We start from the raw sequence: 18,000 nt of genomic DNA, 5'->3' as shown, positions 1-18,000 counted from the left end.
CCAGCTTGCCGCCGCCCGCACCGCGCAAGCTGTGGTTCGATGGCGGCTGCCGGCCCAACCCCGGCCGCATGGAAATCGCCGTCGTCACCGGCGGCCGCACTTGGATTGTCCCCGATTGCGGTGTGGGTGACAGCAATCGCGCCGAATGGCTGGCCCTGCTCGGCGCGATGGACCTCGCCCGGCAGCTTGGCGAAACTGACGTCGTGTTCTGCGGCGATTCCGCCTTCGTGATCGACCAGATCGCCGGCCGCACCGCCGCCCATCCCGCCACGGCCGATTGCCTTGCCGCCTATCGGAACGACCTCGTTTCATTTTCGCGCGTGCGGGTCCGCCATGTCGGCCGCGCGCAGAACCTTGCCGGCATTGCCCTTGAATATCGCCGCGCCGGCCTCGCCCCGCCACAGCCGCTGGCCGATCAACAGGGCTTGCGCCTTTCCCTGCGCATGGCATGAGCGTGGGATGACAGAGCTTACCCACCTCGATGCCCAGGGCCATGCGCGCATGGTCGATGTCGGCGCCAAGCCCGCCACGCAGCGCGTGGCCGTGGCGCGCGGTATGATCCGCATGTCGGCAACGGCGCTGGCCGCGATCCGCGATGGCACCGTGCCCAAGGGCGATGTGCTGGCCACCGCCCGCATTGCCGGGATCATGGCCGCCAAGAAAACTGGCGAGTTGATCCCGCTGTGCCACCCGCTCTCGCTCGATGCCGTGGCGGTGGAATTTGGCTTTGTCGATGGCGGCGTGGAATGCACCGCCACCGCCTCGCTCACGGCCAAGACCGGCGTGGAAATGGAAGCTATGACAGCCGCTTGCGTGGCCTTGTTGACAATCTACGACATGGCCAAGGCGGTGGACAAGGGCATGGTGATCGAAGCCGTGCGCCTGATCGCCAAGCGCGGCGGCAAATCGGGCGATTGGTCCGCGCCATGAATGCTCCGCCGCGCCAGCCGCCCCTGCCACTCGAACAGGCGCAGGCCCGGCTCATCGCCCTCGCCCCGCGCCTGCCGATCGACCATCGCGCCACGGCAGAGGCGCTGGGTCACTATCTCGCCGCGCCGCTCGTCGCCGCGCGCACGCAGCCGGCCACCGCGCTTTCGGCGATGGATGGCTATGCCCTGCGCAGCGCCGATCTGCCCGGCCCATGGACCGTGGTGGGCGAAAGCGCCGCCGGCCATCCCTATGCCGGCACGGTAGCGCCCGGCCAGGCCGTGCGGATCAGCACCGGCGCGGCCATGCCCGCAGGCGCCGATTGCGTGCTGCTGCAGGAAGACTGCGCGCGCGATGGCGCCGCGCTCGCCATCACCGGCACGCCGCCGCAACCGCCCTCGCGCCATATCCGCGCGGCGGGCATGGATTTTGCTGCGCAAGACCCACTGCTCCCCACCGGCACGCGGCTGGGCGCGGCGCAGATCGCGCTGGCGATTGCTGCCGGGCATGGCCACGTGCCAGTCTGCCGCCGCCTGCGCCTGGCGGTGATCGACAGTGGCGATGAGTTGGCCGCAGCCGGCCACGCCTTGGCCGCGCACCAGATTCCGGCCAGCAACGGCCCGATGCTCGCCGCGATGGCCGCCGCCCTGCCGGTGGACGTGCAGCGCATCGGCCCGGTGCCCGATCGGCTCGATGCCTTGGCCGCCGCGCTCGATAGCGTGCACGAGGCGGATATCGTGGTCACCAGCGGCGGTGCCTCGGTCGGTGATCACGATCTGGTTCGCCCCGCGCTGGAGGCAGTGGGCGCGCGCATCGATTTCTGGCGCGTGGCGATCAAGCCGGGCAAGCCGCTGCTGGTGGGGCAACGCAGCGCCAAGGACCGCGCCGCGCCGCAGGTGATCCTCGGCCTGCCCGGCAATCCGGCCTCGGCCTATGTCACCGCGCACCTGTTCATGCTCCCCCTGCTGCGCGCCGCGCTGGGTGCCGCCCAGCCGCTGCCCAGCCCGCTGCACATGCCGCTGGCCCAGCCGATGCCGGCCGGTGGCGGGCGCACCGAATTCCTGCGCGGCCATTGGGATCGCGTTTCCGTCACACTCGATCCGTTGCAGGATTCCGGCGCAATCGCCCCCATTGCCCGCGCCAATTGCCTGGTGCAGCGCGAGGCCGGCGCGGCGATGCAACCGGAAGGGAGCAAGGTGCCGATCTATCTGCTCGAATTTGGCGGATTTGCTTGACGGGTTCGGTTTGGTTGCTTATTCGTTCCGCATTCGTTCGCCATAGGAGACTTGCGGATGCTCACGCGCAAGCAGCACGAACTGCTCTCGTTCATCCAGACGCGCCTTGATGATTCCGGCATTTCCCCTTCGTTTGAAGAAATGAAGGAAGCGCTCGATCTCAAGTCAAAGTCTGGCGTGCACCGCCTGATCTCTGCGCTGGAAGAACGCGGCTTCATCCGCCGCCTGCCCAACCGCGCCCGCGCCCTCGAAGTGATCCGCGAGCCGGAAAGCCTGGCGACCAAGGCCGCCGCGCGCAATCCCGCGCCGCGCCCCACTGCCCCCGCGTCCGCCACCCCGCGCCCGGCGCCAGTGGCCGCGAACGACGTGATCGAAATCCCGCTCCACGGCCGCATCGCCGCGGGCGCCCCGATCGAGGCGATGGAGGGCTCGGCCATGCTGCCCGTGCCCGCCGCCCTGCTCGGTTCTGGCGAGCACTACGCGCTGGAAGTGTCGGGCGATTCGATGGTCGACGCCGGCATCCTCGACGGCGACTACGCCCTCGTGCGCCGCACCAACACCGCCCGCGACGGTGAAATCGTCGTCGCCCTGGTGCGTGGCGAGGAAGCGACTCTCAAGTACCTCCACCACGAAAAAGGCCGCATCCGCCTCGACCCGGCCAACGCCGCGTACAACCCCCAGTTCTACGCCCCCGACGAAGTGGAAGTGCAAGGCAAGCTGGCAGGGCTGCTGCGGCGGTATCATTGAGGGTGGTGGTAGAGGGGTTTGTGCTGAGTGAATAGGCATCTGCGTGCGGGCCCTTCAACGGGCTACTGTTGGGCGTGATTGCTCCATTGGGCAGCGGTCAACCTCCCCAGCCTGCCTCGCTCTGCGCAGGTTTCCTTGCGCCGGGTCGATAATACGCAATGCCTTTAAGTGTGGCTTTCCTGCCGTTCGACAGCGCCGGGTGGAACCTCAGCACTTGTTTAGAGCAGATATTCGGGGTTCGCCTGGGTGGTGCCGCCACTGCGACAGAGGCGGGGCCGTTAGCAGTCAGTCGGCATTGAAAGGACCAAATGGCGAAGCTACCTTCACAACTGTGCGGTGCGCGGTCGAAATAGAACTCGATCGCGCTAGGCGCGTGACACAGCAGACTTGGCCAAATCCACAAGCGATACGCATCGCTCCTTGAGCAAGAACTCACTCTCATCCGCTTCTGATGGCAACATGCAGAGAATGTGGAGTGGCAATTGTTCGCCGGCCGACCGCATTTCCGCTTTGAGGTTGGATAGCGCTTCACCGCCGGGGCCAATGACAAGAATGTCGATGTCTTTGCCGACCCCGTTCAGGGTCGAGCCGAACATATAAGCGTCGAAATTGGCAAAGGACCCGCAAAACGTCAGCAGATGAGCTGCAATTGCGCCAGCCTTCATGATCTCTGGTGGATGTAGTCCCTCAGCCCTTCCCACTTTATCACCTTGCATCCGAGCTCATTTCCCGCTTCGATCGCTTCTTTAGATGGGCTCCCGTTCGGGTTGATGTTCCACGCGACATCCATCGGACCAAACCGATCCCAAAGGCTGCGAACCGCATCGGCGGTAGGTTCGTACTCTGCGATCATGCCTAATCGGAAAACGACGCCATTCTTGAGAGTGACCTGATAGATGCGATCAAACTCGCGAGCGGCCTGGGCCACACGACCATATTGTCTAAGGAGGCGGTCCACGAAGAAATACGTCTTGTGTGACGCGGTCTTGGCCTTGCCATCCAAGGCAGCCGAAGAGAGCGTTCCAAAGCTGCCCCAGCCTACGCCATGATCCTGCAGAAAGCGGATCGCCTCGCCTTGCCAGACACAGCTGGACCGATAGCCGCAAAGGAAGTCCATGGCTGGAAATCGGTGCCGGTAATATGTGGCGGTTGCCAGGTCAATTGTCTCCCCGGGCGCTATGGCAGCTAGAACGTCCGGCTGTTCCGGGGTCATGACCCTGATCAGGTCGTCCTCCACATGCACTGCAGTAGATCGCCCTGGCTTTGCAAAGTTTGCGAGCGCATAGGTGATTTGCCAGTTCACGCGAATATGCCTTCCATTGCCGGAGGGAAGCGACTTGCGCGGCCAGCGGCGCCGCAGACATGGCGTTCGGACAGGCCGCGCACATGTTCCTGATATTCTGCGAAGGTCCGGCGCTCCTTGTCGGTTGCCAGTCCGAGGTTCGCCTCGATGATGGCCTGCATGCGGTAGTGGTTGGGTAAGATCACGCTCCTCACACGCTGCTCCCACGCCTTCGCAGCCTCGGACTCCGGATCATATTCGAACTCAGCTCCGTCCACAGGGGCGTATCGCTCCCAGATTGCACTGTTTTCGGAAAGGACTGCGGCGACTGCCTCGCGCACTTCCGCGCGCTCGTCATATGCCTTGATACCCTGCTTGAGTGCTAGGTTCGCAAGATGGGCCTGCTTCCAATCCAGGAGAAGCTGGCGGGGATGGGCATCGGGATCCTTGTCGACAATAGTATGGCAGGTCGGACACAATAGGAGCAGGTTGTCGAAGGAATCGGCATCGAAATCCCCATCCGGCCTATCCTCGTAGCGCGGGCCGGCATCGCCATGTGGGATAACGTGCGCCATCTCCGCGATGTGCTTGTCGCCTCCCAACTCAACCGGGAACAGGGCGTCGAGACATTCCGGCCGCTGACAGTGACCCGATGCCGCGGCAAATAAGCGCAGCCGTGTGGCCGCCGGTATAGCCTTGCGTTCCGCCATCAATCCCCCGCCCGATCCACCGATGCCCTCTGCAAAAGTGTCAGCAAATCGATCCCATGTCTAGCGATCCGCCGCTCAGCACAGAACCATATACCAGTTTCTCCGGTGGTTTCCTGCATTCGACGTGAGAGGCTTCTACCGCCCGAAACGAAGGGCTTGGCGCTGAGCGAATGGCTGGTTCTGGCGGAAACTGCCTTTCAAAGCCTCATGGGGAACGACACGTTTTGGTCAAAAGTAGGCGCTATCCACCTATCGCCCGGACTGTTGCGACAATCCAGAATACTGGGCAGGCTGCCCCAAAAATCAACACTGCCGTTACCCATCACCTGCCCTCCCCCACCCACGCCTCCGGCGTCGGAAACCAGCCGTGCTGGCCTTCCGTCTCCGCCACGGTCGTCAGCCGGCCTTGTGCTAGATAGATCGCCAGGCCGCCGGTCTGGCGCAGCAGGCGGCGGTCGGCTTTGAGCCAGCGGGGGTGGCAACTGGTAGGCAAGGTGCGATCGGCGATCACGATATCGGCGGCGGCGCAGGCGGTGGTGAGGGTCTGCCAGTCCACCTGGTCGCGGCCGCGGCTCATCAGCACGGTGTAGCGTCGGCCCTGGCGCACAAGCACGGCGCGGCAGAAGTCCGCGTTGCATTGCGCGCCGGGCCAGGTGTCAAGCGGGCGGGCCTCTCCCTCCAGCCCGGCGTTTTCGAGCAGCATCGAGGGGGTATAGTCGCTGCGCGTGGCGCGGAGCATCAGCAGGTTGGGCCCTTCTCCTGCCAGGGCGACGTGGTGCCCGTCACCGGTCACCAGCACATCGGGCGTCGGTTGCAGCACGGTCAATACCGCGCCTAGACCAACCGGCACCAGGCCCCACAGGCGCACCCGCCCGGTCCACAGCGCTAGCCACAGCAGCCCGCCCACCATCAGGCCAAAGACCCAGCCGGGCATGCCCGGCAGCAGGGTCACTGCGCCGGGCTGGCTGGCGCTGAGGTGGGCCAGGCCCAGCAGCGCATCGAGCGATTTGCCCACCGCCCACCACGCCGGGGCGCCCCACCCCGCCAGATCGAGCAGCAGGGCCAGCGCGATCAGTGGCATGGTAACGAACGTGGTGAGCGGAATGGCCACGACATTGGCCGCCGCGCCATAGATACCGGCGCGGTGGAAATGGAACAGCGCCATCGGCATCAGCGCCAGTTCGATCACCAGGCCCGTGGCCAGCACCAGCGCCAGATGCCGCACCAACCGCATCGCCCAGCCTTCGTGCACGTGGCTCAGGAAGCGCCGCACCGGCGCGGACGAATCGAACGCGATAATGGCGATGACCGAGCCGAAGCTCATCTGGAAACTGGGGCCGACCACGGCCTCGGGCCAGAACAGCATGACGATGAACGCGGCCACCGCCAGCATCCGCAACGACAGCGGATCGCGGCCCAGCGCCAAGGCCAGCAGGACCAGCAACGCACCCAGGCACGAGCGGATCGTGGGCACTTCCGCCCCGGTCAGCAGGGTATAGCCAATGCCCGCCAGCGCGCCCATCGCGGCCGCCGCCAGCGGCACGCGCAGGCGTAGCGCCAGAAACGGCACCAGCGCGAGCAGGCGCGCGGTGATGAGGTATACCGCGCCGACCACGGCGCTGACGTGCAGGCCGCTGATCGACAGGAGGTGCGTCAACCCCGCGTCGCGCATCGCATCTTCATCTGCCGTGGCGATGCTGCCGCGATCGCCGCTGGCAAAGGCGGCGGCGATCGCGCCCGGTGATCCACCCAGTTGCGTGCGGATGTGGTCCGCCAGGCGCTGGCGCACGGCATCGAGCCGCGTGCCCGGCGGCGCCGGCGCCAGCAGGGTGATCGCCCCCACGCTGCTGCCCGTGGCCATAAGGCCGGAAAACCACGCGCTGCGGGCAAAATCAAAGCTGCCCGGCACCATCGGCGGCGCCGGCGGCATCAGCCGCGCACGCAGGCGCACCCGCGCCCCGTCGGCCAGCGCCGAATCGTTTTGCCCGGCCGGCGCCAAGGGCACGTTGATCCGCACCTGACCGTCCCGCGTTTCGCCCGACAGCAAGGTTACCCGCGTCTGCAGGATCAGCCGCAAACGGCCCTGCGCCGCCTGGACCTGGCGATCGACCACCGTGCCATCGAGCGCCACCAGCATGGGCCGGGGAATCGGCGGGGTGCCCAAAAAGGCAGACTTGATCCAGATCGTGGCACAGCCGGCCATCACCATCAGCCCCAGCGAAAGCACGGCCAACCGCAAATGGGCGAATCGGCCGTCTCGATCGCGAGGCAGCACAAGCAGCAAAATTCCGCCGATTCCGACCATAAGGGCCAGCCACTGCCAGGGGCCTGGAAGCACCACCCAGGCGCAGATTCCCGCGGCAAACGCCACACTTAGCCAGGGGCCGCGTTCTGTGCCGCGCTGCTCGATCCACGCATTCGCATGCGCGAGCATGCTGGACAAACGCGCCGCTTTGGCCCAATGGCGCCCGAGCCCGTTCGGTCCCATATCAAGACCGGTTATCTGCGGGCCGGCACCGTTATCCCGGCCAAGCGCCGTTTGCGGATCAGGCGGTGTTGCAACAAGGCCGGCCATGCGCCGAATTGGAAGGAATGCGCCCTCGATGGCAAGCCAGACTGACACCGTTTCTGCAGGATCGGGTACGGCCAGCGCCAGCCCCACCCCAGCGGCACGCGTTGTCACCCGCTTTGCCCCATCGCCCACCGGTTTCCTGCATATCGGCGGCGCGCGCACGGCCCTGTTCAACTGGCTTTTCGCCCGCCACCACGGCGGCACCTATCTGCTGCGTATCGAGGATACCGACCGCGCGCGTTCCACCGATGCCGCGATCGAGGCGATCTTTGACGGCCTCAACTGGCTGGGCCTGGGCGGCGATGCCGAGCCGGTGTTCCAATTTGCGCGGTCTGATCGCCACGCCCAGGTGGCACACCAGCTGCTCGACGCCGGGCACGCCTATCGCTGCTATTTGACGCAGGAAGAACTGGCCGCGCGCCGCGCCAAGGCGCAGGAAGAGCGCCGCCCATTCCGCCTGGAAAGCGAATGGCGCGATGCCGATCCCGCCACCTGGCCGGCCGACAAGCCCTATGTCATCCGCGTCAAGGCCCCGCGCGAAGGCGAGACGGTGATCGACGACGTCGTTCAGGGCGCGATCACCGTGCAGAACGTGGAAATCGACGACTACGTGATCCTGCGCGGCGATGGTACGCCCACCTATATGCTCGCGGTGGTGGTCGACGATCACGACATGGGCGTGACTCATGTCATTCGCGGCGACGACCACATCAACAATGCGTTCCGCCAGCTGGTGATCATCCGCGCGATGAACGCGATCGAAGGTGGCTGGCCCGATCCGGTCTATGGCCATATCCCGCTGATCCACGGTGCGGATGGGGCCAAGCTGTCCAAGCGCCACGGCGCCCTGGGCGTGGACGCCTATCGCGACGAGATGGGCCTGCTGCCCGAAGCGGTGTTCAACTACCTGCTTCGCCTGGGCTGGGGCCATGGCGACGAGGAAATCATCAGCCGCGACCAGGCGGTGGAATGGTTCGACATCGCCAATGTCAACAAGGGCGCCTCGCGCTTCGATCTCAAGAAGCTGCTCAACTTGAACGGGCACTACCTGCGCGAAGCGGATGATGCGCGCCTGGCCGATCTTGTCGCGCCGCGGCTCGACGCGCTGGTGCCGGCTCATGACCGTGCCAAGCTGGCTGAGGCGATGCCGGTGCTCAAGGTGCGCGCGGCCGATCTTAACGAGCTGGCCAAGGGCGCGGTGTTCCTGTTTGCCCAGCGCCCGCTGGCGCTCGATGAAAAGGCGCAAGGCCTGCTCACCGCCGATGCGCGGGCAATCCTTGCCAAAGTGATCACCCGCCTTGAGGGCGCAAACGACTGGACAGCGGCCACGCTCGAGGCCAATCTCAAGCAAATGGCCGAGGAGCTGGGAGTAGGATTGGGCAAGATCGCCCAGCCCCTGCGCGCAAGCCTGACGGGACAAGCGACCTCACCTGGAATTTTCGATGTCCTGGTTCTCCTCGGAAAGGAAGAGAGCCTGGCCCGTTTGCGTGACCATGCCGCCTGACCAGGTGGCCCACAGAACATACTGTTTCTTTGTACAGGAGAGCCTAGCGTGAGCGACAATCAGGCTACTTTGACCATCGATGGCAAGACCATCGACCTTCCGGTCAAGAGCGGCACCATCGGGCCGGACGTCCTCGACATCCGTAAGCTTTACGGCCAGTCGGGCAAGTTCACCTACGATCCGGGCTTTACCTCCACCGCCAGCTGCGACAGCGCGATCACCTATATCGATGGTGACGAAGGCGTCCTGCTGCACCGCGGCTATCCGATCGGCCAGCTGGCCGAGCATTCCAGCTTCATGGAAGTGAGCTACCTGCTGCTGAACGGCGAACTGCCGAACCAGGACGAGCTGGCCAACTTCTCCCGCACGATCACGCGCCACACCATGGTGCACGAGCAGCTGACCAAGTTCTACAGCGGCTTCCGCCGTGACGCGCACCCGATGGCGGTGATGTGCGGCGTGGTGGGCGCGCTTTCGGCGTTCTATCATGATTCGACCGATATTGCCGATCCGCAGAACCGCACGATCAGCTCGCACCGTCTGATCGCCAAGATCCCCACGATCGCGGCGATGGCGTACAAGTATTCGGTTGGTCAGCCGTTCCTCTATCCGCGCAACGATCTGTCGTACACCGGCAACTTCCTGCGCATGACCTTTGGCGTTCCGGCCGAAGAATATGAAGTGATCCCCGAAGTCGAACGCGCGATGGATCGCATCTTCATCCTGCACGCCGACCATGAGCAGAACGCGTCGACCTCGACCGTGCGCCTGGCCGGTTCGTCGGGTGCCAACCCGTTTGCCTGCATCGCGGCGGGTATCGCCTGCCTGTGGGGCCCGGCACACGGCGGCGCCAACGAAGCGGCGCTCAACATGCTGCGCGAGATCGGCACGCCCGACAAGATTCCGCACTATATCGAGCGCGCCAAGGACAAGAACGATCCGTTCCGCCTGATGGGCTTTGGCCACCGCGTCTACAAGAACTACGATCCGCGCGCCACGGTGATGCAGAAGACCGTGCGCGAAGTGTTCGACGCGCTCAAGGTCAACGATCCGCTGTTCGAAACCGCGCTGCGCCTGGAAGAGATCGCGCTCAACGATCCCTACTTCGTGGAAAAGAAGCTGTTCCCGAACGTGGACTTCTATTCGGGCATCATCCTTTCGGCGATCGGTTTCCCGACCACGATGTTCACCGTGCTGTTTGCCCTCGCCCGCACCGTGGGCTGGGTGGCGCAGTGGAACGAAATGATCAGCGATCCCGGCCAGAAGATCGGTCGCCCGCGCCAGCTCTACACCGGGCCGACGCAGCGCGACTACGTTCCGATCAACCAGCGCTAAGCCGGAAGATACACGATGAAGAGAAAGGCGGTCATGGTGGCGATCCTGCGGATCATCGGCTTGGCCGCCTTTTTCATGGGCCTGTTGTGGATCGCGCAAGGCCTGGGCCTGGTGCACTGGCCGCGCGAAAGCTTCATGCTCGATCAGCGACCGTGGGCCTGGCGTGGCCTCGTACTGGCGCTGCTGGGCATTGCCGCCGTGTGGCGCGCCGGTCGCCGGCGCTGATCGCACAAGACCCGCGCCGGCCGGCTTGGCCGCGCCATTCCCACAATTTATTCGAACGCGGCAGGGTCTGGCGTGGGCGCCTGGCAGGCCTGGTGATTGCCATTCTGGCAGGCCGCGACCTGCTCGTGCCACGCATCCATTGCCCGCGCATAGGCGGCGTCGCGTCGCGACTGGGTGGTGCGGATCATGGCGATGGTGTCGCGTCGGGCCTGCACGGCCTGGTGATAATCATGCACCGCAGCGTGGTAGCTTTGCAGTTCGGCGTTCCGCTCGGCGCGGGCGGTGTTTGTATCGATCGCCAGCGCCTGCGCTTCGTTGCGATTGACCGCGCTAACCCCCGGATCCTGGCCAGGAACGACCACGCCCGGAGGGGCCGTCATCGATGCTGCTGCCGAACCATCGTTGAACGGCTGGTTGGGGTCTATTGCCTGGGCCAGAGCTGGGGTCGCCACCAAGGCGCCCAACAGGCCGACCATCGCCATCTTCCTGATCATCGCGAATCTCCGAAACAAGCGTCAGATTTCCGGTCCCCGATGCCCGGTGTTGTGGGCGAGACGGTCTGAACGTTTGCGGAATGCCATGAAAAGGTGCGGTTAACCTGGCGGCCAAGAATCAGCGCGCGTTGACGATACCGGCGCTGGGCAGATCGGCCGGCAGGGTCAGCACAAAGCGGGCGCCCTCGCCCGGTGTGCTCGATACGGTAAGATCACCGGCCATGGCGCGGGCCAGCCGGCGGGAGATATAGAGGCCCAAGCCCGATCCGCCATCGCCGCTGCGGCCCAGCCGTTCAAACTTTTCAAACACGCGCGCCGCCTGGTCGGCAGTAAGCCCCTCGCCGCGATCTTCCACCGCGATCCACGCCGTGGCTCCTTCCACACCGCAGGCCAGGGTGACGGTGGCATGGGCCGGGGTGTAGCGGATGGCATTGCTCAAGAGGTTGAGCAGCACCTGCAGCACGCGGCGGAACTCCCCGATTGCCGGGGCGTGGCACGCCTCCTCCGGCAAGGCCAGGGCGATGCCCCGCTCGCGCGCGCGGACAGACAGGATACCGGCGGCGCGGCGGGCACAATCGGCGAGGTCGATGTGATCGGGCGCGGGGGCAAAGCCCGGCGCCTCTACCGCATCAAGATCGGCCAGGTCTTCGACCAGGCCGAGCAGATGGCGCCCCGCCTCGGCAATGTCGGCGGCATAGTTGCCATAGGCATCGGCCAGCGGGCCCGCCAGGCGGCTGCGAATGGTTTCGGCATTGGCGATGATCCGGCTGATCGGCTGGCGCAATGCAGGGGCAAGATCACGGCCGAGGAACCCGGTCCAGGGCGGCAGAGGGGCATCGGCGCCGGCCATGGCAGGCTCTGCCCCACGCAGGGGATCGGCCGGCAGCGCCAGGATCGTTTCAGGCAAGAGCAGCAGATCGAACCCGCTGCCCACGCGCGGCAACAGGCGCACGCGCCAGCGCCGGGCAGACCCGGCCACATCAACGACCATGTCATCGAGCAGCCGCCAGTGCAGCCGCGCCGTCTCGATGCGCCCCTGGCCAAGCGACAGCGCCGGAGACAAGGCCCAGTGGCGCCCGGTGGAACTGGCCAGGTCTGCGGCCAGTTCGGCAAGATCGGCGGCAGCCAGATCGGCGGTGATTACCCGCTGCTGCTCGTCCAGCAGGACATGCCCCTGCGCAAGATGATGCCACAGCGCCGCCGCATCAAACGCGGGCAAGCCATCGTCGGGCGCGGCCGCGCGGCGCCAATCGCGCAGCACCAAGGCAATGCCATCGTCATCAGGCGTGGCCTGGGCATGAAACGCGATGGCGCAATCGCCATCCATCGCCACGATCGGCCGCGCCTGCGCCAAACCGGAAACCCGCACCTGGCGGACCAGCGCCAGCAGCGCCGGAACCGCCAGCATGCCCGGCATCGTACCACCGGCCGCGATCTGCAACCGGGCCAGGGCCTCGTCAGCCGCAACCAGGGTTTCCGCAGCATCGCAGCGGGCGTGGATCGGATCGGCCGTGGCCAAAGTCAGCCGCCCAGCCTGGCATGCGCCAGGCGCTCGGCCGCATCCTGCGGCGACAGCGCGCCCAGGGCTGCCGGCACCAGCGCTTCGGGATGGAACACCGCGACATGGCCACGCACGGCGTCGCCATCGAGGCCAGCCGCGCGCAAGACCAGCGCCAGCCGCGCCAGATGCGAAGGCGCGGTCAACAGCGCGGCGTCCTCACGCGGGGCGCCCATGGCGCGCGCCAGCGCGGTTAGGAACAGCGCCGGTCCAGCGTGCAACGGATCGAGCGCCAGCGCCAGGTCAGGCAGCGTATCGACCAGGCGGCGAAGCAGCGCCAGACGCCCGCGCTCGGCATCGAAACGCAGGCGCAACGACCGTTCGGCAATGATTGCACGGCTTTGCGCCTCGGCATCGTCTTGCGCGCGGGCGTGCAGCGTGACCAGGGCAATACGCAGCAGGTCTTGCGGCAGTTCACCCAGCGGAAGCTGCATGCGCCGCTGCGCCTGGCAGAACCGGGCCTGCGCCACCAGGGCCGCCATGGCTGCGGCCGAGCGATCCCCGTCCTGCGCGGCAATCGCCGCTTCAACCAGGGGCGCCACCACCATGTCCACGCCGTGATCCTGCTCAAGCCGGCAGGCAAGCTGCCATTCCAATGCCTGGCCATGCACGGCGGCCAAGAAGGCTCCATTGGCGCTGAGCAGGCTGGCAAACCCGGCCACTTCGTCAATGTCGGGCTCAACCCCTTCGCCCGCGCCACCGGCCTGGGCCTGGGCCACCGCCAGTTGTCGGGCGACGTCATCGATCATGCCGCGCACATGGGCGATCACCGTATCGCCGAACACCGCACGCTCTTCCTGCAAGACCAGATGGCGCAAAATAGGGGCCGTGCTGTCGAGCGCGGCACTGGCGCGCGCCAGGCCAGCGGCGAGCCAGGCATCGTCTTCGTGCGAAAGGGGCGCGGGGTGCTGCATGCCCGTGGTTCTAGGTTCCATTGGTTAGTAAGCGGTTAGGAAACAGACCATGCGCCTGTGCCAAGGCCGTGGCAAGCAGCACGACGACGATGACGCGCAGGCCCGTTTCCAGCGGCATGAACAGCCCCACCACGAGCAGCGTCAGCGCCACCAGCAGGCGGTCGCACAGCCATGCCGTCCAGCGGAAATCGCGCAGCACCACCGGAAACAGCCAGAGGATCAGGACCAGGACCAGCGGCGGAAACCACGCCGTCTGGGCCGTGGGCCCGCCACTGGCGCGCCAGGCGCAGATCGCCACCAGCGCACCATCCACCAGCGGGCCAAACAGCGCCCCCCCGCGCAAGCGGCCCGATGCCTGCATCAGCGATGCCTGCTCCACCCGCGCCAGCAAGCGTCCGGCCTGCAACACCACCCAGCCCAGGCCAACCAGCGCAAACGCCAGCCCCGCCCTGCCCCACCAGCCCGCGCCCAGCGCGAGCAGCACGAGCAGTAGCGCCGCCGCCATGGCCACCCACGGCCGCGTGCGGGCATGCAAGAGCGCAGGGCCGATCCGCCGCACCGCCTGCACCGCGAGCCATTCCCCCGGCGAGCGGACGTGGCTGGCCGCGGTGTGCTGGGCCAGCCAATCGTTTTCCGCAGCATGAGCATCGGCCTCGTTGCGCACCAGGCGCCAGCGGCCCGCAGCCAGCAGGGCCTGCGGCACCGCGCGCAACGGCAGGCGCGCCTGCGTCGCCAGGCGCAGCAGCGCGGCAACCGGGTTCCATTCGGGCGGCAGATCGCCCAGCCCGGCCACCACCCGGCCGGGCATGCGCATCGCCCCGGCCCAGGCATGGTTGATGTCGATACGTTCGAACCCGGCTGCAACGCCGGCTTCCACTGGCAAGGCCAACACGCCCGGCGCCTCGTCCAGAATGCGGCGGGCATCCTCGGGCATGGCCAGGAACCCTTCGGCAAAGACGATCAGTTCATCCTCGGCCGAAACCAACGGCACCAGTGCACGCGCCGCGGTTATGATGTGAAAGCGCGCGCCGCGCTGTTCGGCGACGTGCTGGATCTCGACGATCTCGGCCGAGAGCATTTCGGCATGGACGACGATTCGCGTGGCGCCCAGCGCCAGCGCCAAGCCCAGCTGGTGGCGCGCGATGCTGTGCCCGGCGATCGGCAAGAAACCGGGGTTTCCACCCGATTGGACGGCGCCGTCGCCCGCCAGATCGACCGGCACATTTTCCATCAACGATATGAGCGCGACCCGCAACTGTATGCCTCCTGATCGCGCGCATGGTAGGGCGGCAACCACGCCGTGCCAAGCGCCCGTCGGGCGTTTCGGATCAGGCCTGATCGGGGCTGATCGGCGCTGGATCTGCTGGCGCCGGATCCTGTGCACCGGCGCTGAAATCATCCAGCCACATCGCGATCTTGCGCAAGACCGCCGGATCGCCCGGCGCACCGGCCAGCGCCTGTTCCACCAGGCGCATCAAGCCTTGCGCGTGGAACGAGGCAGCCAGGCCTTTGAGCCGCAGGCCGGCCATCGACCAGTTGCCGTCACAACGTGAGCGCCGCATGAGATCGACCTGCCGCCGCGCGCTGTCGAGAAAAGCGCCGCGCAGTTCGGCAAACAGCGCCGGGTCACTGCCCGCCACGGCCGCCAGCTGCGCATCGATCGGATCGCCAAGATAAGCCATGCTGTTGATAGTGTGGCATCAGGGCTTAAGGCGGGTTTAACCGCCCCCCTTTTCCATGATAGAGACGTGGCCATGAATGGGGGACCACGGATCATTCCGATCGAAGCCAACCAGCCGGAAACCGGCGGGCATGGCCTGGCGCTGGATCGTGAACAGGCAGAAACCGCCTTGCCCATTACCCCATCTTTACAAGAATTTGCCGATCAAAGCGAAGACGCGTTCGACGATACCGCCACCGCGCCACCGGCTGCTTGGCCATGGGGCCTGGCCGGTGGCGTGATCGCGGTGTGGACGGGCTTTTTTGCCTGGGCCAGCGTTCCTGGACTGGTTGCCGTGCGCAGCCCCGCCGCATGGGCAGCTGCCACCGGCCAGTGGGCGGCGCCGGTGCTGGTCGTGCTGGTCACCCTGCTGCTGATCCAGCGCGGCAGCGGGCGCGAGGCGCGCCGGTTTTCCAGCATTGCCAGCGGCCTTTCGCGCGAATCAGCGCAGCTGCACCAGCAGCTGGGTGCGATCAACACCGAGCTGGCCCTCGCCCGCGATTTCATCGCCGCCCAGGCGCGCGATCTCGATGCGCTGGGCCGCGTGGCGGCTGACCGCCTGTCTATTCATGCCGACAGCCTGCGCGGGCTGATCCAGGACAACGGCGCGCAGGTCAACGCGATCGCCGATGTGGCGGCCAACGCGCTCGACAACATGGAAAAGCTGCGCAGCCAGCTGCCGGTGATCGCCAACAGCGCCAAGGACGTGACCAACTCCATCGCCAATGCCGGGCGCACCGCGCACGTGCAGCTGGAAGACATGGTCGCCGGGTTCCAGCGCCTGAACGAATTTGGCCTGGCCAGCGAGCGCCAGGTGGCCAGCGTGCGCGATCAGGTTCAGGCGGCACTCGGCGCGTTGACCGCGGCCGGGGTTGACCTTGCCCGCCAGACCGAGGCGCGCTTTGCCACCTTGGAAGAAGAAGTGAGCAGTCATCGCGCCGCGCTCGACCAGGAAGAGCATGCCGCGCTTGCCGCGATCCGCGCCCGCGCCCAGGCGCTGGCCGATACGCTGGGCGAGCAGCGCCGCACCATGGCCAGTGCCGAGCGCGAAAGCTTGACGGCGCTGGAACAGCGCCTGGCCACGCTGAAGGAAGCCAGCGCCACGCTGGGCGAAGCCGTGGCCGAGCAGGAAAGCGCCGCGCTCGCCAGCTGGCAGGCCCGCAGCGAGGCGCAGATGCGCACGTTGCGCGCCGCGCTCGACGACTTGACCGCCGCCCAAGACAGCACCCAGGCCCAGGCCCAGGCCCGCCTGGCCCGCTTTGCCGAAGAAAGCCGCGCGCTGGTGGCTGCCCTCGACGCCGAAGGCGAAGCGATCGACGCCGCCGTCGCCCAGCGCCGCGCCGCGCTCGCGGCTGGCGCCGATGACCAGCGCGAGACGCTGGCCCGCCGCATGGTGGAAATCGACCGCGCCATTGCCGAGCGGCGCAGCGCGCTCGCCGCCGCTGCCAACGAGGCGACCGAGGCATTGGCCCACAAGCTGGCCGATCTCGATCGCGCGCTCGATACCCAGCGCACACGCCAGCACGATGAAGCGCGCCGCCTGGCCGCACAATGCGATGCCGCCGCCGCCCGCGCGGCAGAACTTGCCGAAACGCTGTCGGCCTCGGCCAGCATGGGCGATACCACGGCCCAGGCCGTGGCCCGCGCGCTCGATCTGCTGCGCACGCGCCTGGCGGAAACCGGCATCGAACTGACCACGCAAGACGATCACATCGCGCGCACCACCGATGCCGCCGTGCGCCTGCTCGAACTGATCCAGGCCGCGGGTCAGCACAGCCGCAACGAACTGCCTGAGATCTTGCGCACCAGCCAGGCCGGCCTTGCCGAACTGGACCAGCGCGTGACCGCCCTGCATGCCGAACTGGGCGAAGCGGGCAACAAGGGCACCGCCCTTGCCGAAACCGTGCGCGGCACCAGCGCCGACATTGCCGAGGCGCTGGCCCATGTCGCCCGCCTGCACGAAGCCTTTGCCCAGCAAGCCGCGGCCGAGCGTGCGCAGCTCAATGAAGTGCGCGCCACGCTGGAAACCGCGCGTCGCGAGGCCGAAGCGCTTTCGGGCGACATCACCGGCACCATGGCCACCGCGATCGATCGCCTCAATGCCGCCGCCCGTGCCGCTGGCGATACCATGGGCGAAACCCTGAAGGACGAGATCGAGGCCCTTGCCGCGCGGCTGGGCGAGGAAGGCAACGCCGCATTCGCGCGCGTGTTGCAAGGCCGCGGCGCCGAACTGATCGCCCGGTTGGAGCAGGCCATCGACAACGCCGCCGATGCCAGCCGCGACAGCGCCGTGCAGATGCGCGACCAGTTGGCCAAGGTGGACGAACTGGCCACCAACCTGGAGAACCGCGTTGCCCGCGCGCGCGAACGTGCCGAAGAACAGGTCGACAACGACTTCGCGCGCCGCACCGCACTGATCACCGAGTCCCTCAATTCCGCCGCGATCGACATTGCCCAGGCGCTGTCAGCCGATGTTTCGGAAACGGCCTGGGCTTCCTACCTTCGCGGCGATCGCGGCATCTTCACCCGCCGCGCCGTCACTCTGCTCGACAGTGCCGATGCCAAGGCGGTGCAGCAGCACTATGCCGGCGATGCTGAATTCCGCGGCCACGTGAACCGCTATATTCACGATTTCGAAGGCATGCTGCGCCAGTTGCTCTCGACGCGCGATGGCAATGCCCTCGGCGTGACGCTGCTCTCGTCCGACATGGGCAAGCTCTATGTGGCGCTGGCGCAGGGGATCGAGCGGCTGCGGGCGTGAGGTTGGTTTAGGCTTC

General features: G+C 66.7%; 17 protein-coding genes. 8 read left to right on the top strand and 9 right to left on the bottom strand.

Annotated elements, in window-relative coordinates; all coding sequences use genetic code 11:
- The first annotated feature begins 5 nt into the window (after nucleotides 1-5).
- The 4 genes from C8K14_RS15420 to lexA are packed head-to-tail and all read left to right on the top strand — an operon-like array spanning nucleotide 6 to nucleotide 2,909.
- On the top strand, nucleotides 6-452 hold the full coding sequence (locus C8K14_RS15420) for a reverse transcriptase-like protein (RefSeq protein ID WP_233251104.1): 447 nt from the start codon (nucleotides 6-8) through the stop codon (nucleotides 450-452).
- A 7-nt stretch (nucleotides 453-459) separates the two neighbouring features.
- Entirely contained in the window at nucleotides 460-930 is a 471-nt protein-coding gene (gene moaC, locus C8K14_RS15415) for a cyclic pyranopterin monophosphate synthase MoaC (protein WP_107717343.1), read from the top strand.
- Entirely contained in the window at nucleotides 927-2,162 is a 1,236-nt protein-coding gene (locus tag C8K14_RS15410; protein ID WP_107717341.1) for a molybdopterin molybdotransferase MoeA, read from the top strand. Before moaC ends, C8K14_RS15410 begins: the two co-directional genes overlap by 4 nt.
- A 57-nt stretch (nucleotides 2,163-2,219) precedes the next feature.
- Nucleotides 2,220-2,909, top strand: coding sequence for a transcriptional repressor LexA (gene lexA, locus C8K14_RS15405; RefSeq protein ID WP_107717339.1), 690 nt, complete (start codon nucleotides 2,220-2,222; stop codon nucleotides 2,907-2,909).
- Between the two features lie 365 nt (nucleotides 2,910-3,274).
- Here the strand turns inward: lexA and C8K14_RS15400 are convergent, their stop codons facing one another.
- From C8K14_RS15400 to C8K14_RS15385, 4 genes are all read right to left on the bottom strand, one after another.
- The gene (locus tag C8K14_RS15400; protein WP_199223748.1) at nucleotides 3,275-3,574 is read right to left on the bottom strand and encodes a nucleotidyltransferase domain-containing protein; all 300 of its coding nucleotides are present in this window, start codon (nucleotides 3,572-3,574) and stop codon (nucleotides 3,275-3,277) included.
- Nucleotides 3,571-4,212 (bottom strand): hypothetical protein, encoded by a 642-nt coding sequence (locus tag C8K14_RS22900; RefSeq protein WP_199223747.1) that lies wholly within the window; start codon nucleotides 4,210-4,212, stop codon nucleotides 3,571-3,573. Before C8K14_RS22900 ends, C8K14_RS15400 begins: the two co-directional genes overlap by 4 nt.
- Nucleotides 4,209-4,901, bottom strand: coding sequence for an HNH endonuclease (locus C8K14_RS15390; RefSeq protein WP_107717335.1), 693 nt, complete (start codon nucleotides 4,899-4,901; stop codon nucleotides 4,209-4,211). Before C8K14_RS15390 ends, C8K14_RS22900 begins: the two co-directional genes overlap by 4 nt.
- Before the next feature lie 322 nt (nucleotides 4,902-5,223).
- Nucleotides 5,224-7,335, bottom strand: coding sequence for a ComEC/Rec2 family competence protein (locus C8K14_RS15385; RefSeq protein WP_255420067.1), 2,112 nt, complete (start codon nucleotides 7,333-7,335; stop codon nucleotides 5,224-5,226).
- Between the two features lie 169 nt (nucleotides 7,336-7,504).
- Here C8K14_RS15385 and gltX point away from each other — a divergent pair, with 169 nt between their 5' ends.
- From gltX to C8K14_RS15370, 3 genes are read left to right on the top strand one after another with little or no spacing between them, the layout of a single operon-like run.
- The gene (gene gltX / locus C8K14_RS15380) at nucleotides 7,505-8,977 is read left to right on the top strand and encodes a glutamate--tRNA ligase (RefSeq protein ID WP_107717333.1); all 1,473 of its coding nucleotides are present in this window, start codon (nucleotides 7,505-7,507) and stop codon (nucleotides 8,975-8,977) included.
- Between the two features lie 48 nt (nucleotides 8,978-9,025).
- Entirely contained in the window at nucleotides 9,026-10,312 is a 1,287-nt protein-coding gene (locus tag C8K14_RS15375; protein ID WP_022676546.1) for a citrate synthase, read from the top strand.
- A 15-nt stretch (nucleotides 10,313-10,327) separates the two neighbouring features.
- Complete coding sequence (locus tag C8K14_RS15370) at nucleotides 10,328-10,537, top strand: hypothetical protein (protein ID WP_054130987.1); 210 nt, start codon at nucleotides 10,328-10,330, stop codon at nucleotides 10,535-10,537.
- Between the two features lie 47 nt (nucleotides 10,538-10,584).
- On the opposite strand, the gene C8K14_RS15365 is transcribed toward C8K14_RS15370, so the two are convergent.
- From C8K14_RS15365 to C8K14_RS15345, 5 genes are all read right to left on the bottom strand, one after another.
- Nucleotides 10,585-11,031, bottom strand: a complete 447-nt coding sequence (locus C8K14_RS15365; RefSeq protein WP_107717331.1) for a hypothetical protein — start codon at nucleotides 11,029-11,031, stop codon at nucleotides 10,585-10,587.
- A gap of 118 nt (nucleotides 11,032-11,149) precedes the next feature.
- On the bottom strand, nucleotides 11,150-12,550 hold the full coding sequence (locus C8K14_RS15360; protein WP_107717329.1) for a sensor histidine kinase KdpD: 1,401 nt from the start codon (nucleotides 12,548-12,550) through the stop codon (nucleotides 11,150-11,152).
- Between the two features lie 2 nt (nucleotides 12,551-12,552).
- Nucleotides 12,553-13,524 (bottom strand): hypothetical protein, encoded by a 972-nt coding sequence (locus C8K14_RS15355; RefSeq protein ID WP_133726840.1) that lies wholly within the window; start codon nucleotides 13,522-13,524, stop codon nucleotides 12,553-12,555.
- Complete coding sequence (locus tag C8K14_RS15350; RefSeq protein ID WP_233251102.1) at nucleotides 13,514-14,758, bottom strand: hypothetical protein; 1,245 nt, start codon at nucleotides 14,756-14,758, stop codon at nucleotides 13,514-13,516. Before C8K14_RS15350 ends, C8K14_RS15355 begins: the two co-directional genes overlap by 11 nt.
- A 73-nt stretch (nucleotides 14,759-14,831) precedes the next feature.
- The gene (locus C8K14_RS15345; RefSeq protein WP_107717323.1) at nucleotides 14,832-15,185 is read right to left on the bottom strand and encodes an Hpt domain-containing protein; all 354 of its coding nucleotides are present in this window, start codon (nucleotides 15,183-15,185) and stop codon (nucleotides 14,832-14,834) included.
- A 72-nt stretch (nucleotides 15,186-15,257) separates the two neighbouring features.
- On the opposite strand from C8K14_RS15345, the gene C8K14_RS15340 reads away from it, so the two are divergent.
- Nucleotides 15,258-17,984 (top strand): hypothetical protein, encoded by a 2,727-nt coding sequence (locus C8K14_RS15340; protein WP_107717321.1) that lies wholly within the window; start codon nucleotides 15,258-15,260, stop codon nucleotides 17,982-17,984.
- Nucleotides 17,985-18,000 lie beyond the last annotated feature (16 nt).

The organism is Novosphingobium sp. GV079, from assembly GCF_003058045.1.
Classification (GTDB): domain Bacteria; phylum Pseudomonadota; class Alphaproteobacteria; order Sphingomonadales; family Sphingomonadaceae; genus Novosphingobium; species Novosphingobium capsulatum.
Note: the sequence above shows the minus strand (reverse complement) of the source record. Positions and strands in the feature narration are given on the sequence as shown.

Bases quoted from the DNA above. Each gene is read 5' to 3' on its own strand.
- moaC (WP_107717343.1), top strand. From the start codon at position 460: ATGACAGAGCTTACCCACCTCGATGCCCAGGGCCATGCGCGCATGGTC.
- C8K14_RS15410 (WP_107717341.1), top strand. From the start codon at position 927: ATGAATGCTCCGCCGCGCCAGCCGCCCCTGCCACTCGAACAGGCGCAG.
- lexA (WP_107717339.1), top strand. From the start codon at position 2,220: ATGCTCACGCGCAAGCAGCACGAACTGCTCTCGTTCATCCAGACGCGC.
- C8K14_RS15400 (WP_199223748.1), bottom strand. From the start codon at position 3,574: ATGAAGGCTGGCGCAATTGCAGCTCATCTGCTGACGTTTTGCGGGTCC.
- C8K14_RS15390 (WP_107717335.1), bottom strand. From the start codon at position 4,901: ATGGCGGAACGCAAGGCTATACCGGCGGCCACACGGCTGCGCTTATTT.
- C8K14_RS15385 (WP_255420067.1), bottom strand. From the start codon at position 7,335: ATGCTCGCGCATGCGAATGCGTGGATCGAGCAGCGCGGCACAGAACGC.
- gltX (WP_107717333.1), top strand. From the start codon at position 7,505: ATGGCAAGCCAGACTGACACCGTTTCTGCAGGATCGGGTACGGCCAGC.
- C8K14_RS15370 (WP_054130987.1), top strand. From the start codon at position 10,328: ATGAAGAGAAAGGCGGTCATGGTGGCGATCCTGCGGATCATCGGCTTG.
- C8K14_RS15365 (WP_107717331.1), bottom strand. From the start codon at position 11,031: ATGATCAGGAAGATGGCGATGGTCGGCCTGTTGGGCGCCTTGGTGGCG.
- C8K14_RS15355 (WP_133726840.1), bottom strand. From the start codon at position 13,524: ATGGAACCTAGAACCACGGGCATGCAGCACCCCGCGCCCCTTTCGCAC.
- C8K14_RS15345 (WP_107717323.1), bottom strand. From the start codon at position 15,185: ATGGCTTATCTTGGCGATCCGATCGATGCGCAGCTGGCGGCCGTGGCG.
- C8K14_RS15340 (WP_107717321.1), top strand. From the start codon at position 15,258: ATGAATGGGGGACCACGGATCATTCCGATCGAAGCCAACCAGCCGGAA.